Source organism: Vibrio sp. S17_S38 (genome assembly GCF_014694375.1).
Lineage (GTDB): Bacteria > Pseudomonadota > Gammaproteobacteria > Enterobacterales > Vibrionaceae > Vibrio.
The window spans coordinates 1-14,860 of record NZ_JAAUWW010000001.1 but is presented as its reverse complement, the minus strand read 5'-3'; the positions used below and the strand labels follow the sequence as shown (position 1 = coordinate 14,860).

Annotated in this window: 15 protein-coding genes, 1 tRNA gene and 1 pseudogene; 13 read left to right on the top strand and 4 right to left on the bottom strand. The window is 38.5% G+C overall.

What is annotated here, in order from left to right:
• Positions 1 to 4 precede the first annotated feature (4 nt).
• The 11 genes from cydB (at position 5) to nadA (ending at position 8,326) form a co-directional block, all read left to right on the top strand.
• Positions 5 to 1,141, top strand: coding sequence for a cytochrome d ubiquinol oxidase subunit II (cydB, locus tag HC725_RS00080; RefSeq protein WP_190329725.1), 1,137 nt, complete (start codon positions 5 to 7; stop codon positions 1,139 to 1,141).
• Positions 1,142 to 1,153: 12 nt separating this feature from the next.
• Positions 1,154 to 1,261 carry a cytochrome bd-I oxidase subunit CydX gene (cydX, locus tag HC725_RS00075; protein ID WP_027697179.1) on the top strand — a complete coding sequence of 36 codons (108 nt, stop codon included), beginning with the start codon at positions 1,154 to 1,156 and terminating at the stop codon, positions 1,259 to 1,261.
• Entirely contained in the window at positions 1,245 to 1,553 is a 309-nt protein-coding gene (locus HC725_RS00070) for a cyd operon YbgE family protein (RefSeq protein WP_194687819.1), read from the top strand. The genes cydX and HC725_RS00070 overlap by 17 nt, the downstream gene beginning before the upstream one ends.
• Before the next feature lie 268 nt (positions 1,554 to 1,821).
• Positions 1,822 to 2,253 carry a tol-pal system-associated acyl-CoA thioesterase gene (gene ybgC / locus HC725_RS00065; protein ID WP_190329990.1) on the top strand — a complete coding sequence of 144 codons (432 nt, stop codon included), beginning with the start codon at positions 1,822 to 1,824 and terminating at the stop codon, positions 2,251 to 2,253.
• Positions 2,243 to 2,929 (top strand): protein TolQ, encoded by a 687-nt coding sequence (gene tolQ, locus HC725_RS00060; protein WP_190329723.1) that lies wholly within the window; start codon positions 2,243 to 2,245, stop codon positions 2,927 to 2,929. Before ybgC ends, tolQ begins: the two co-directional genes overlap by 11 nt.
• A gap of 2 nt (positions 2,930 to 2,931) precedes the next feature.
• Positions 2,932 to 3,381 (top strand): protein TolR, encoded by a 450-nt coding sequence (gene tolR / locus HC725_RS00055; protein WP_190329722.1) that lies wholly within the window; start codon positions 2,932 to 2,934, stop codon positions 3,379 to 3,381.
• A gap of 7 nt (positions 3,382 to 3,388) precedes the next feature.
• Positions 3,389 to 4,399: a cell envelope integrity protein TolA gene (tolA, locus tag HC725_RS00050; protein ID WP_190329989.1), complete on the top strand. Its 1,011-nt coding sequence runs from the start codon at positions 3,389 to 3,391 to the stop codon at positions 4,397 to 4,399.
• Between the two features lie 48 nt (positions 4,400 to 4,447).
• Positions 4,448 to 5,797: a Tol-Pal system beta propeller repeat protein TolB gene (tolB, locus tag HC725_RS00045; protein ID WP_190329721.1), complete on the top strand. Its 1,350-nt coding sequence runs from the start codon at positions 4,448 to 4,450 to the stop codon at positions 5,795 to 5,797.
• 33 nt (positions 5,798 to 5,830) lie between these two features.
• Positions 5,831 to 6,355, top strand: coding sequence for a peptidoglycan-associated lipoprotein Pal (gene pal, locus HC725_RS00040; RefSeq protein WP_190329720.1), 525 nt, complete (start codon positions 5,831 to 5,833; stop codon positions 6,353 to 6,355).
• A gap of 12 nt (positions 6,356 to 6,367) precedes the next feature.
• Positions 6,368 to 7,138, top strand: coding sequence for a tol-pal system protein YbgF (gene ybgF, locus HC725_RS00035; protein WP_190329719.1), 771 nt, complete (start codon positions 6,368 to 6,370; stop codon positions 7,136 to 7,138).
• A gap of 126 nt (positions 7,139 to 7,264) precedes the next feature.
• Positions 7,265 to 8,326: a quinolinate synthase NadA gene (nadA, locus tag HC725_RS00030; protein WP_190329718.1), complete on the top strand. Its 1,062-nt coding sequence runs from the start codon at positions 7,265 to 7,267 to the stop codon at positions 8,324 to 8,326.
• Positions 8,327 to 8,471: 145 nt separating this feature from the next.
• On the opposite strand, the gene HC725_RS00025 is transcribed toward nadA, so the two are convergent.
• Complete coding sequence (locus tag HC725_RS00025) at positions 8,472 to 9,047, bottom strand: UPF0149 family protein (protein WP_190329717.1); 576 nt, start codon at positions 9,045 to 9,047, stop codon at positions 8,472 to 8,474.
• Positions 9,048 to 9,471: 424 nt separating this feature from the next.
• Between HC725_RS00025 and HC725_RS00020 the strand changes: the two genes are divergently transcribed.
• Positions 9,472 to 9,559 (top strand) — tRNA-Ser (locus HC725_RS00020).
• A 152-nt stretch (positions 9,560 to 9,711) separates the two neighbouring features.
• Here HC725_RS00020 and HC725_RS00015 read toward each other — a convergent pair.
• From HC725_RS00015 to HC725_RS00005, 3 genes and pseudogenes are all read right to left on the bottom strand, one after another.
• Positions 9,712 to 12,027, bottom strand: coding sequence for a putative bifunctional diguanylate cyclase/phosphodiesterase (locus HC725_RS00015; RefSeq protein WP_190329716.1), 2,316 nt, complete (start codon positions 12,025 to 12,027; stop codon positions 9,712 to 9,714).
• A 15-nt stretch (positions 12,028 to 12,042) separates the two neighbouring features.
• Positions 12,043 to 12,957 carry a transporter substrate-binding domain-containing protein gene (locus HC725_RS00010; protein ID WP_190329715.1) on the bottom strand — a complete coding sequence of 305 codons (915 nt, stop codon included), beginning with the start codon at positions 12,955 to 12,957 and terminating at the stop codon, positions 12,043 to 12,045.
• 68 nt (positions 12,958 to 13,025) lie between these two features.
• Positions 13,026 to 14,391: pseudogene (locus tag HC725_RS00005) on the bottom strand (aminotransferase class V-fold PLP-dependent enzyme).
• On the opposite strand from HC725_RS00005, the gene HC725_RS16670 reads away from it, so the two are divergent.
• Complete coding sequence (locus HC725_RS16670; RefSeq protein WP_238928399.1) at positions 14,342 to 14,500, top strand: hypothetical protein; 159 nt, start codon at positions 14,342 to 14,344, stop codon at positions 14,498 to 14,500. The pseudogene HC725_RS00005 and the gene HC725_RS16670 sit on opposite strands and share 50 nt — an antisense overlap.
• The last annotated feature ends 360 nt before the right edge of the window (positions 14,501 to 14,860 follow it).

Genomic DNA, 14,860 nt, shown 5'->3' with positions numbered 1-14,860 from the left:
ATTCATGTTTGATTACGAAGCATTTCGATTTATCTGGTGGGTGTTGATCGGTGTATTATTCATCGGTTTTGCTATCACAGATGGTTTTGATATGGGAGTGGGTGCATTAGTCCCACTGATTGGTAAAACGGATACTCAGCGACGTGTAATGATCAATTCAATTGCACCTCACTGGGATGGCAACCAAGTCTGGTTAATTACCGCAGGTGGTGCTCTATTTGCTGCATGGCCAATGGTATACGCTACGTCTTTCTCTGGGTTCTATTTGGCGATGTATGTCACATTGGCTGCTCTTTGGTTACGTCCACTGGCACTAGATTATCGCTCAAAAATTGAAACTCAAAAATGGCGTAATAACTGGGATATATGTATTTCAATCAGTGGTTTTGTTCCACCTTTAATTTTTGGTGTGGCATTTGGTAACCTGCTCCAAGGTGTACCATTTGAACTGAATGAATTAATGATGTCTCAATACCACGGCAGCTTTTTCGGGTTATTGAATCCATTTGCCTTAGTGTGTGGCCTAGTGAGTGTTTCTATGTTTGTACTTCAAGGGTCTACATGGTTACAAATGAAAACCACGGGTGATGTCTATAATCGTGCCCGTACGGTATCTACGATTACAGGGCTTGCTGTAGCTGTACTATTTATTATCGCCGGATTTTGGGTGCAAAACATTGACGGCTATGTTGTGAAAAGTGTAATGGATCATAATGGGCCATCAAATCCTCTTCTTAAAGAAGTCGTCCGTGAGCCGGGTGCTTGGATGGCTAATTTTGCTACTTATCCATTGATGTGGATAGCACCAGCTCTAGGTGTTGTTATGGCTGTACTTGCTATCATCGCCACCAAAGCTGAAAAAGGGGCATTGGCATTTGTTGCTTCAAGCTTGACGTGTGCCGGTGTGATTTTGACAGCCGGTTTTGCTATGTTCCCATTCGTAATGCCATCAAGCTTAAATCCAAATGATAGCTTTACAATGTGGGATTCAACATCAAGCTTATTAACATTGCAAATAATGACCGGTGTTGCCGCTGTGATGGTTCCTATCATTCTAGGCTATACAACTTGGACTTATTACAAAATGTTTGGCCGTCTTGATGATAAATTCATCGAAGCAAATAAGAATTCACTTTATTAAGGAGTCATTGATATGTGGTATTTTGCTTGGATCTTAGGCGTATTACTTGCCTGTGCATTCGGTATTATCAATGCTCTCTGGTTAGAGCATTCAGAAATGATGGATGAGGATCGTGAATAATATTAGTCAAAAAATGACTGATATACACCGACCAATGGATAGGGCTCTATTAAGAGCCCTGTTTTTTATGGTTGCCGTGTTCCATATCAGTATGTTCATGTGGTTGCCGAAAGACTATGCGGATCAAATAGGTGGCTTCAATGCACAGTTAACTATCTTATTTATATGGTCTTTATGCAGCACAATGGTCTACAGCGTTGGCTTCAAACCGATCTTTTGGTTATGGCAAGTGCTATTTAGCCCATATATTTCTGGCGTGATACTCGTTATTTTTTCATACCTATACGTTTAAATATAAATGTTACCGTAGCTCAAATTGTAAATATCTAGTCCACTAGAAGTTATGAATATTACGGTAGCATTTAACGTATTGTAACAACTTTCCCTCTTGTTTTTATTGTGTCTATTTATCTTTCCTGCTTATTTCCCTATAGATTGTCAAAGTCCAAAACTAACTGAGTGGTAAATATTCAATTGAGTCTAATTTAAGTAAAATTTCTGCTTATGCTATTATTGAATCAGCTAAGTTACTGTATAGTGTTAGTAATTATATGTTGTTTATGGGATGTGATGTGATAGAGCAATTAAAAGCAGCATTTAAATGGCCAATTACCATTTACTATGAAGATACTGACGCAGGTGGTGTTGTTTACCACTCAAATTATCTAAAGTTTTTTGAGCGAGCTCGAACTGAGTTATTGCGTTCTTTAGGTATATCTCAGTACTCACTTCTCGACCAAGAAATTGGTTTTGTTGTGCGCCATATGGACATTGATTATATCCATGGTGCCACACTGGACCAACAGCTAGAAGTACTCACTTCGATTACTACTTTAAAAAAAGCATCCATAATATTTTGTCAGGAGTTAGTCAATCTTGATGGCAAAGTTTTGTGTAAAGCAAATGTTAAGGTAGCCTGTGTCAACATTAAACAAATGAAACCACAAGCTATTCCTAGTCTAATTATGTCGGAGTTTACCCGTGTCAGCTGATATTTCAATTTTTGACCTTTTTTTACAGGCAAGTTTATTGGTTAAGCTTGTTATGCTTATTTTACTTGGTATGTCAGTGCTCTCTTGGGCTGTAATCCTAAAAAGAAGTAAATTACTTAATAGTGCATCTAAAAACGCCACAACATTTGAAGAGAAGTTTTGGTCAGGCGTTGATCTTTCAAAACTTTATCAAGAAGTAAAAGTTCGTAAAAATGATATTACAGGCACAGAACAAATTTTCTATTCGGGTTTTACTGAGTTTGCTCGTTTACGTCGTACTCCAGGCGCGTCAGCTGAATATGTCATGGAAGGTGCAGGGCGCTCAATGCGTGTAACACTGTCAAAAGAAATCGATGAACTTGAGGACCAATTACCATTCTTAGCCACTGTAGGATCAATTAGTCCTTATATTGGTTTATTTGGTACGGTTTGGGGAATCATGACTTCTTTTATTGCTCTTGGGCAAGTTAAGCAGGCGACATTGGCTATGGTAGCACCTGGTATTGCAGAAGCACTGGTTGCAACTGCTATGGGTTTATTTGCGGCAATTCCAGCGGTTATGGCTTATAACCGTCTAAGTAATCAGGTAACTAAGCTTGAGCATAATTATGCTACTTTTGCTGAAGAGTTTCACAGTATCTTACACCGCCAAGTCATGACTGAGCATAAGGAATAATCATGGCAGGTTACATTCGTAAGAAACGCCAACTCAAAGCTGAGATTAATGTCGTACCGTATATCGATGTTATGTTGGTGTTATTGATTATTTTTATGGTGACTTCTCCATTTGTTACTCAAGGAGTCGAAGTTGAGTTGCCTAAGACAGAAACTGCTAAGCCGGCTTCGGATATTGCAGGTGACAGCGGTGCAAGTTTTATCATTGTTGAAATTAACCAAAAAGGTCAATTAGGCCTGAGTGTTAATGATGAAGATATGGTGCGTGGATTGGATATGGGGCAAGTTATCACTCGTGTGAAAGCTGAGAGAAAGCTTAATCCTGACTCACCGGTGGCGGTTGGTGGTGATGCAAAAACATCATATGCGGATATTGTATTGGTACTTGATCAACTGAGTAAAGCCGGAATTGAAAAAGTAGGGCTGTTAACTGACATTAAAGAGAGCAGTTAATTTGTTGATATTTAATAAAGAATACAAATCAGCTATATTGATTTCTATAGGTCTACACTTTATCATTTTGATATTAATGTTAGGCGGCTCATGGTTTTCTGATACTGAGAAAAAACCTCAACACAAAATGGTTGAAGCAGTTGTTATTGATCCTAAAGCGATAGAGCAACAAGCAAAAAGTATTCGAGAGAAACGTGATGCGGCTAAGAAAACAGATCAACAGCGAGTTGAAAAACTGCGTCAGCAAACGGAACGGAAAGAACAAAATAGAAAAAAAGAAGAAGACAGACAGAGAAAGTTGAAAGAACAAAAGGTTGAAGCGGATAAAGCTGCAAGGGAAAAAGAAAGACAGCAGCAATTAGCACAAGAACAGAAAAAATCTGATGCAAAAAAAGCACTTATAGCAAAAGAAGAAGCGGCAAAGGCTGAGCGTGTTCGTCAAGCGAAAGCAAAAGCGGCAGAAGAAGCTAAAGCAGTTGAAGCAGCTAAAGTTGCAGCTGAAGCGAAAGCAATGGCAGAGGCGAAAGCAAAAGCCGATGCAAAATCTGCAGCTGACGCGAGACAAAAGGCAGATCTTAAAGCTAAAGCGGACGCTAAAGCAAAGGCTGATGCAAAAGCGGCTGAACAAGCTCGTTTAGCGAGAGAGAAAAAAGCTCAAGATGCAGCGTTGGATGATGTTTTTTCTGGGTTAGAAGCTGAAAATGAACAAATTTCTGTTGCAAGACAAAAATATATTACCTCAGAGCTTGTTCGGTATGGTGCGATTTACACCCAAATGATCCAAGAGAAACTATTAACTGAAGATGCATTTAAAGGTAAGTCATGCAAAATTAACATTCGTCTTATACAAGCGGGTAAAGGCGCGATTGTGAGCAAAGTATCGCCTATAGATGGTGATGCAAGATTATGTTCAGCAGCTAAGCGCGCCGTCGCTCAGGTAGGAACATTTCCTCTACCAAAAGAGCAAGATGTAGCAGACCAATTGAAAAATATCAATTTAACAGTCGAACCTAAATGATACCGATTAGTTTAGTCAAATTGGTATAAGCACTAAAAGGAATATTCAGTGATAAAACGCGTATTATTGGGGTTATTTATTATCTTGACTGCTAGCCAAGCGGCTAACGCAGCATTAGAACTTGTTATTACTGAAGGTGTGAATTCTGCTCGTCCAATTGGTGTGGTACCGTTTAAATGGGGAGGAAAAGAGCCTCTACCTCAAGATGTTGCCGATGTAATTTCCTCTGACTTACAGCGTAGTGGGAAATTTAACCCCATTGCGACCTCCAAAATGCCGCAAACACCTTATACGGATACGGAAATTAATTTTTCTCAGTGGAATAATATAGGTGTCGATTCTTTGGTTACTGGGACAATCAGTCCTGACGGGAAAGGGAATTATATTATTCAATATCAATTAGTTGATATTGTTCGTGGTCAACTCAATAATGGTAAGAGTAAAGCTCTGGATGAAAATGGTAATTTAGTTCCAGCTAAAGACTATTTACTTTTAAGTAAGAGAGCTGTGGTCCCAGCTAAGCGTCTACGTGAATATGCACACCGTATTTCAGACCTAGTTTATGAAAAACTTACTGGTGAAAAAGGTGCTTTTTTAACAAGAATTGCCTATGTTGTTGTAAGTAGTAAAAGTAATTATCCATATCAATTACGTATTTCGGATTATGATGGTTACAATGAACGACTAGTATTACGATCTAAGCAACCTTTAATGTCACCAGCATGGTCACCTGATGGTCGCAAGCTTGCTTATGTAAGTTTTCAAACTGGTAGTGCTAAGCTTTATATGATGGACATCTATTCAGGTAAAACAGAGATTCTGACTGCATTCCCTCGTCATAATGGAGCGCCAGAGTTTTCTCCTGATGGTAAGAAACTCGCATTAGTACTTTCGAAAAGCGGAAGTTTACAAGTTTATGTGTTAGATCTACAGACTCGTAAGTTAAAACAAATTACAGGTGGTAGAGCAAACAATACTGAACCGTTCTGGGTGCCAGATGGTCAGTCTTTAATATTTACTTCAGATAGAGGCGGTTTACCGCAAATATATAAAGTGAATTTGTCAGATCAAGCGACGACTCGTTTGACTTGGCAAGGTAGCCAAAACCTTGGTGGGCAAATTACACCTGATGGTCGATTCTTAATTATGGTGAATCGAAATGCAGAAGGGTTTAATATAGCCAAGCAAGATTTGGACACTGGAGCCGTTCAAGTGCTAACAAAAACGCAATTGGATGAATCTCCTAGTGTGGCGCCAAATGGTAGTATGGTGATTTATAGTTCGATGTATCAGGGGCAGAATGTGTTATCTATGGTCTCTCTTGATGGTCGATTTAGAGCTCTATTACCAGCGACAAATGGCAGAGTGAAAGCTCCTGCTTGGTCTCCATTTTTATAATAACTACAGTTAGACAATATAAGGAAAATACATATGCAACTTAATAAGATTCTTAAAGGATTACTAATCGCACTGCCTCTTCTAACAGTTGCAGCTTGTAGCTCTAGCGATGATGCGGCAGAAAACTCTGATGCTCAAACTAGCTCTCAGCAAGAAACTGCAGTAGCATCAGCAGTTGGTGAAAGTGGTGTGATGTCTGAGCAAGATATAGCAGCGGCAGAGCAAAAGCTGCGTGAAAACTCTACTGTATTCTTTAAGTTTGATACATCTGAGATTTCGTCTGAGTATGAAGATACACTTGCAGCACACGCTAAATTCCTTAGCACAATGCCTGACGTAAAAGTAACTATCGAAGGTTATGCTGATGAGCGTGGTACTCCTGAGTACAACATCGCACTAGGCGAGCGTCGTGCAGAAGCAGTATCTAAGTATATTCAAGCACTAGGTGTTCAAGCTGAACAAATCTCTATCGTAAGTTATGGCGAAGAAAAACCTTTAGAAATGGGCCAATCGGAAGACGCTTATTCTAAAAACCGTCGCGCAGTTATCGTTTACTAATAGGCGATATCTATGCTTGGTAACATAAAGCGAGTTATTACGCTTACGTTACTAGTAGTTGCAGCAGGCCCAGTGCTTGCTGCTTCTGCTCCAGTATCTGATCTCAATGACTCTACAGGGCGCTCTCAGTCTGGGCGTTCAGAAAACGATCTCCAACGTGTTCAACGTTTACTCGATAACAGTAATCGTGTTCAGGCTCGCCTACAGCAACAACTTGATAACCAAGAAGCTGAAATTACTAGTTTGCGCGGTACCATTGAGCGTAATAATTATGAGATGAAGCAATCGGTTGAAAGGCAAAGACAGCTTTTTATTGAGTTAGATAAATTAAGATCAGATTTAAAAGATATGAAATCTAAGCCTGTATCTTCTGCTGACACAGCTTCTCCTGCTATCCCTACAGCTGCCTTTGATGCGAGTAAAGATGAACAATCTTCTTATCAAGCTGCTGTTGATCTGATTTTAAAAGATAGAAATTATGATGGGGCAATTACTGCATTCAAGGAATTTAAGACTCAATATCCCAAGTCTAGCTTTTCTACAAATGCTAATTACTGGTTAGGGCAACTCTATTTTGCAAAAAAACAAGATGGTGATGCTGCAAAAAGTTTTGCCTCTGTTGTTTCTGATTCGCAATCACCAAAACGTCCTGATGCTTTAGTTAAGCTCGGTGATATTGCCAAGAGAAATAATAAAGATGATGTGGCGAATAAATATTATCAGAAAGTTATTAAAGAGTATCCGAGCTCTTCAGCGGCTAAATTAGCTAAAGGTAACTTGTAGCTGCGCATACCCCATTATAAGTATCAGAATGTTTATACAAGCCACTCTAGCAGTGGCTTTTGTTTTTTATTGAATCTAACGAGTGTACAATACTCGAACCTAAAAAATTTGTGTAGAGTAAGAGCAATGGCGCACATTACAGATACAATTGAAACCATCTACCCATTTCCTCCGAAACCAGTTCCGTTAACTCAGGAACAAAAAGACTTGCATATAGCTAAGATCAAAAAGCTGTTAGCTGAAAAAGATGCAGTACTTATCGCTCATTATTATACTGATCCAGAGATTCAAGCATTAGCAGAAGCTACCGGTGGTTTTGTCGGTGATTCTTTAGAAATGGCTAAGTTTGGTAATCGTCACCCAGCTTCGACATTGATCATTGCAGGTGTACGTTTTATGGGAGAGTCAGCTAAGATTTTAACGCCAGAAAAAAATATATTAATGCCAACATTAGATGCTGAATGTTCGCTTGATCTTGGGTGCCCAGCCGATAAGTTTACCGAATTCTGTGATGCGCACCCTGATCATACTGTAGTTGTATATGCCAATACATCGGCAGCCGTGAAAGCTCGTGCGGATTGGGTTGTGACATCAAGTATTGCTCTTGAAATTGTTGAGCATTTAGACTCACAAGATAAAAAAATCATCTGGGGACCAGATCGCCATCTTGGGTCTTATATTGCCAATAGAACAGGTGCTGAAATGTTGTTATGGCAAGGCGAGTGTGTTGTACATGATGAGTTTTCTGCTAAAGCATTAAAAGATATGAAAGCTCTATATCCAGAAGCCGCCGTATTGGTTCATCCTGAATCTCCTGCCAGTGTGGTTGAATTGGCTGATGCAGTAGGTTCAACAAGTCAATTAATTAAAGCCGCCAAATCTTTACCAAATCAAAAGCTCATTGTTGCAACAGATAAAGGAATATTCTTTAAAATGCAGCAATTGGTCCCTGAAAAAGAATTGATAGAGGCACCAACTGCTGGAAATGGTGCAACTTGCCGTAGTTGCGCACATTGTCCTTGGATGGCGATGAATGGCCTGCAAGCGATTGAGAAAGCATTAACGGAAAGTGGTGTAGAGCATGAAATATTTGTGGATGAAGAGATACGCCTGAAGTCTTTAATTCCATTAAATCGAATGCTAAGTTTTGCTGACTCATTAAATATGTCAGTTAAAGGCAACGCTTAATATAAAGCGGCTTATGAGACCCGTATACGGTTGGTAAATCAACTCTAGTAACGGTTTTTAGCTCTATTTAATAGACCAAAAATTATAAACAAAAAGAGGCTGGGAAAATATTTTATCAGCCTCTTTATCTTTTTAGTGGTATTTTTTAATGTTTGGCTTGTTGTGCTAGAGCGTTGCCACGTTGAGTTAATCCGCAGAGCATTACAGGTATAGCATTGTAAATTTCTTGGAATTCATCTAATCCAGTTAAACCTTGGTCTGAGAGTGTAGTAATTGCCGTTTCTGGGTCGTACAGCATACTAATTGAAAGCAACACGCCACCTAGTAAGGAATCATCTTCGCTTCCTTCAGGCATTAAAGTTTCCCAATCATCTCTAGTTAACTGCCATCCTTGTAGTAAACCCTCAGCAAAATCACGTACAGATTCGGTTACCACTTCTTCTTCATCAAGATTATACCCTTCAGGCCAGGTCCATGAGCCATCTAAAAGCGCAGGATGAATTATATTCCATTGGGCAATGATGAGCTCAGCATACTGTTCAAATTGCTCTGTTGTCTCGAAAGGGGCCGTGTCATCTCCTCCCCATAAGAAAGGCAACCATTCTGTTGGCTCTAATAAATAAGGTGCTGCGGCCATTGCAGTTAAAAAGCCGGTTGTTTGTTCGGTATTTAATAGTTTGTCTTCTAGTTCTGGTTGATTAATCAGTTCATTTAAAGTCACAGGAAAATCCTTAAAAAGGTGAGTGAATCAATGATAGCAAGGAGTCGGTTTGAGAAATAGAAGCAAGGTATAAATACATAATAAATGTTGCAATCGCGATGCCTTGAGGTTTGTTTCGTGACTGGGTGGTGCATCAAAGTAAAAAGGCATTCATCTTGAAAGGCTACGCAGCAAGGAGTATAGATCTTCGTATGCCTGAGGTGTGTTATATGACTTATTTCTAGATCTATGTCGTTGGCCGTTTAGAGAAGAAGAGTATTAAGATGTGAAAGGATGATAGAGTAAATCTGAAGATTTAAATTGGCTAAGTAGTTAAATATTGAACACTTAAACAAGAATAGTACGATAATCTAGTTTTAAGCTTGACCTTACCTTATAGAATCATTAAATTAGCGTCTCGTTAAGTAATCTTAACCAAAATTACGGTGAGTTGTCCGAGTGGCTTAAGGAGCACGCCTGGAAAGTGTGTATACGGCAACGTATCGAGGGTTCGAATCCCTTGCTCACCGCCACATTTAATATATAAATCAATATTTTTCTGATTTGTGTATGTAGAAAATATGTATATGATAATGCAAAAAAGCTCTATTGATTTATTTCAGTAGAGCTTATTTTTTATCCCAAGAATGGGCATGGATCTTAAATCTAAAATATTGACCTTTCTTTATTTAGCATTGCCATTTATACCTTGCTTTAATATTCGTTCAAACTCTTTAGCAGGAACGGGGCGACTGTAATAATACCCTTGCCCAAATTCGCACCCCATATCTTTTAAGTAACTCACGTGCCAATTGTCTTCAATTCCCTCAGCAACAATTTCTAAATTTAGCGCCTTAGCCATTGCGATGATTGCATTTACTAATTCTCGTTTTTCTTCGCTATAACGCATATCAATTAAAAATTCCCGATCAATCTTAAGGCGGTCAAAAGGGAATTTTTGAAGATAGCTTAAGGCTGAATATCCGGTTCCAAAATCATCAATTGTTAATTGTGCTCCCATACTTTGGAGCTCATTAAGCATAGCGACTACGCCTTCATTATGATCGAATAATAGGCTTTCGGTAATTTCAATATCGAGTTTCTGTGATGGCAAGGAGGATGAATCTAAAGCCTTTTGAATTTGAGACAATAATCCGTCATAGTATCTGAATTGGACACTCGAAAAATTAACAGATATTTGTAATGGTGAAATTTCCTGCCACTTAGCAGCTTGGCAGCAAGCTGTATTAAGTGCAAAGTCACCTAGTTGGTGAATTAGACCATTTTTTTCAGCTATAGGGATGAACTCATCAGGAGGGATAAATCCATATTCACTATCATTCCAGCGCATTAATGCTTCAGCACCGATGATTTTTTCTGTTTTTAAATCAATAATCGGCTGGTAATAAAGTTCTAATTCTTTATTTACAATAGCTTGGCGTAAACGACTGTCGAGAGTTAACATCCGTTGTACATCAATATGCATATCCGAATTATAAAAGCTAAATGCGTTACGTCCGTCTTCTTTGACTTTATACATGGCGATGTCAGCATTCGCTAATAATTGTTGTGATGTGGTTCCATCATATGGATACATCGCCATGCCAATGCTTGTTGAAATGAAGAATTCTTGATTATTTGATACAAAAGACTGTTCAAACAGGGCGAGAATTGTGGAAGCAATATGCTTTGCATCATTACTGTTTTTCAGATTTGGGATAATAAGTAAAAATTCATCACCACCGAAACGAGATAGTGTGGAGGATGGTGTAATCATTTGTAGTAGGCGTTGGGTCGTTTCGATTAAAACCATGTCTCCGACCAAATGACCTAAAGTATCGTTAATTTGTTTGAAGTTATCCAAATCAATAAAGATGACTAGCGTAAGGGTATTATTCTGGGCTGCTTTTATTAATTCTTGCTCTAATTGATCGTTGCCATATTTACGATTGGCTAACCCTGTTAGTGCATCGTGGGATGCTTGATAGGCTAGTAGTACTTCTGATTGTTTACGCTTTTCTACCTCTTCAAGTAAGCGCTGGTTTTTTACGAATAACACTTTTTGTTGGCGTCGGCTATGTTGGATTTTAGTCCTCAATACGAGATTCATATTATTGATCATGAAAATATAAAGCAGCCCTAAAATGACAGGGATAGCTAAGAGTGATAAAGCGATGATAAACCAACGTGAGGTGAAAATATCTTTTTCAGCCAATGGTTCAAACCAGCTTTTTAATTTAAAAGGTGATCCAATAATAGGAACTTCAAAATAAATACTCTCATTTAGGTTCAAGTTTTTAGATTCAGAATGCGTACCGGTGAAGGTATCCCAAATAAGAATATCCCCTGATGAGGTCGTTAAGTTCATGCGACTATGGCTATCTTCATATTCTTGTGATGTAAGCTGTTTGATGATGACATTTTTATTTAACTGGGCGATTAAATAAGCAACGGTCTTTCCTCCGTACTGAATAGGCTTGATCATCTTTATATGAATTTTATCGTGTTCTTTACTTGCATCGACTAATATTTCAGTGCTTTGTAGTTGATGATATTGAGAAATATTAGTATTGATACTTGTGGCATTGCCTGTTTCAGAGATGATGTTTCCTGTGTAATTAAGTAAGAGTAGATGCTCAAATGTCGGTTCGTTATACAGCTTTCTTGTATCGATGAGTTGTGTCAGATCTCGGTTTAACTTCATTAGACTGGCACCTAAGCCATATTCCATTGACATACCAGAGGCTAAGTTTGCAAAGAATGTTTGCATTGATTTTCCAGTAGAGACGTTATTGATTCGGTCTTTGGTGACAACAAATAACATATCTAAGACATGAGCATAGCTTTGAACTTTCAAACCTAACTCACGCTGTTGAGACTCTTTAAGCCTTGTTTGTCCTAGATTAGTAACACCAAGTATTAAGATTAAATACAGACCTAATATAATCGATCCGCTAACGATTAACTGGCGACTTGAAATTTTTTTAATCCACTGATTCATAATAGCGATTGTTCTTTATTTGAAATAAGCACGGTAGAAATCAAATACTGATGGGTAGTATTTTTCTATTAGATGTTGATAAGTCCCATCAGCCTTGATGATTTTTAGATATTGGTTATAAGCTTTCCGTAATTCTGGGGAGTCTTTTCTAAATCCTGCGGCCATTTTTTGTTGCTCAGAAATCGGACCTATTACTTTAATTTGACCTGGCCACTTTTCAAGAGCAATTAAGGTATCAGCCACATCTAGTAATGTATTATTAGCATCTTTATTTAAAATAGCAGGGACCATCTCATTTAAATTTCGCTTACGAGTCGGTAGGATAATATTGATACCGTTATCATAAAGATTGTATAGATTTGGGTCTAAGCAAGAGTCTTCCATGGCCAGAACATTTCTTCCCACCATTAGTTTTTTGACTATCTCGATATCTTTTTGCAATGAACCTGATGGTGTTATTGGCTGTAAATCGGAATCAACTCTTGAAACAAGCCATACAGCTGAAGGGAAATAGTCATCTGAAAAATCAAATAATTGAGATCGCCAGTTTAAAACGGTCATTCCATTGGCGATAATGTCGCCCTCTATAGCAACAGATTTACCCTTGATAATATGGTTATTTTTAAATTGCGAATCGATACCAGTTAACTTTCCAACTATATTATTCCACGTGGCTGGGATGTATTCATATTTAACCCCAATAAACTTTGCAAATCCTTGTGTTATCTCAATGTCGAGTCCCGTCACGGATTCAAACCCATCACTGTCAATATAGGATATGAAATTAGCGTATGGCACACCGAGATGATGTAAAACGCCTTCTTTTTGGATATCCGCAAGGTCTCTAGCAAAAACTGTATTGCTAAAGAGTAGAGCTGTAATAATTAATGAAGAATTAATAATAATTTTTTTTAATATGTTACGAACCATGATGCCCTCTTTAATCCATACCAAATAAATCAAAGCACCCTTAGAGAGTAAGGGCGCTTAAATTGCGGTTAGGCCATTTTTTTGTATAGACGCTTAATGGCAGAAACTAGGCCACGAACATCATCTTCATCATTAAAAATATGTGTAGATATCCGTAAAGCGTGGCTTTCTTCTGTATCCTCTTTGTACAGCTTAAAATCAGTAGTTCGGATGATATAACCATATTCATTTCTTAAGCGATCCCTAAACTCTAAGAGGCGGTCATTATCGGTTAGTCCAAATGGATTGAAGGATGTGATACCACTAAGGAAATTCTCGTGATTAGGTGAAAATTGATAGGCATGAGGTAGAGCATCGGCTAGTAAGTCTTTGCATAATTTGCTTAGTTCAAAAATACGCTTTTCGATTTTGTCTCGACCTATTTTATCCCATAATTTACAACTATCAGCTAATGCTTGTTTTGCTGGGTAGTTGTCATTGCCGATATATTGTATTTGGACTTGAGTGCCTAAATAAGCGGCCTCGGACAATGAAGAGTTAATAAACCAAAGAGGATTGCTGCGATCACTCCAATAGTTACTCAGTCGGTTTGCATTATCACGAACAAAAAGTATCCCGGTAGCGCCAGGGCCACATTGCCATTTATGGCCAGAACCTGCATAGAAATCACAATCGATGTCATGTAAATCTATGTTGAGCATTCCAAACGTATGAGCACCATCAATCAGTGTCGGTATGCCATATTGCTTAGCTAACTCGCAAAGACGTTTTGCTGGTAGCTTTGTCCCAGTTTTATAAGTAATGTGTGAAAAAGTGAGTAAGCGGACATTGCTATGGGCGTTTAAAGCGGAACGGAAAGCTTCAACATAATCATCTTCTGATACTGTTTCAGTTCCAGTATAAATTGGCAGTTGTACTTCAACTACGTTAACACCAAAACGTTGTTTGACGACATTTAAAGGTGATGTTGCGGCAACGTGTTCATGATGGGTCGTTAAAATGACATCACCTGGTTCGAATTGTAGACCATTGATAATTGTACACATACCATCAGTAGTATTGCGGCTTAAGATTATTTCATATGGATCGGCACCAAAACTCGATGCTATATCGTCTACCATTTCAGTGGTGTAAGGAAAGGCGCCAAATTTGTTTTCCATATCCCAAGGTGAGCGAGCGACAATTTTGCTATTTTTTTCATACTGTTCAAGAATTTGGTTTGGTATTGAACCAGTTGTTCCTGTATTCATGTAGGTGGTTGCTTTACTGAGCGAAAATTCACTTTTCACTTTTCACTTTACGCCACAATTTTTTATCATTGTCATTATGTGAAGGGTGTCTCCATCCAGAATTCCAATTGTGTGCCTCCGCTTCAGAGCTGAATATGGTCGAACCTAGCCCCGCAGCGACGGCAAAACTTACCGAGCCTTGGATAAATCTACGTCTATTAATTCCATTTACTTTCGATGTGTTGCTGCTCATCTTTTTCTCCATGCAAGTCAATTTAACGTTAATTGGTCGAGTGCAATTTCAGAGTGAATGAAATCGCTCAAGGCATACAAATATTAGATGGAAGCGCGCGAATTGTAACGAATTAATCACAAAGAATTGACATATCTCTCGCTCATTCAGGCGGTGTGTTTGTTTATTGCGCATGTTGGGTGTTAATTGTACTTTCAGTAAAGGTGTAGTCGGGAGATTCTCTAGTAACTGATTGGAAAATAATACAAATCCACTTTTAGGAAGTGGGTACTTTATTGGGAGGTTGAAAGTATTTTGGCGTTGTAGAAATGAGAATATTTGTCACCACCAGTGCAAAAATGATCCACTAACACCAATTGAAAATTGATCCACTTGGTATCATTCAGTTTTAACAAAACTGGATGGTGATTATGTTAACCAA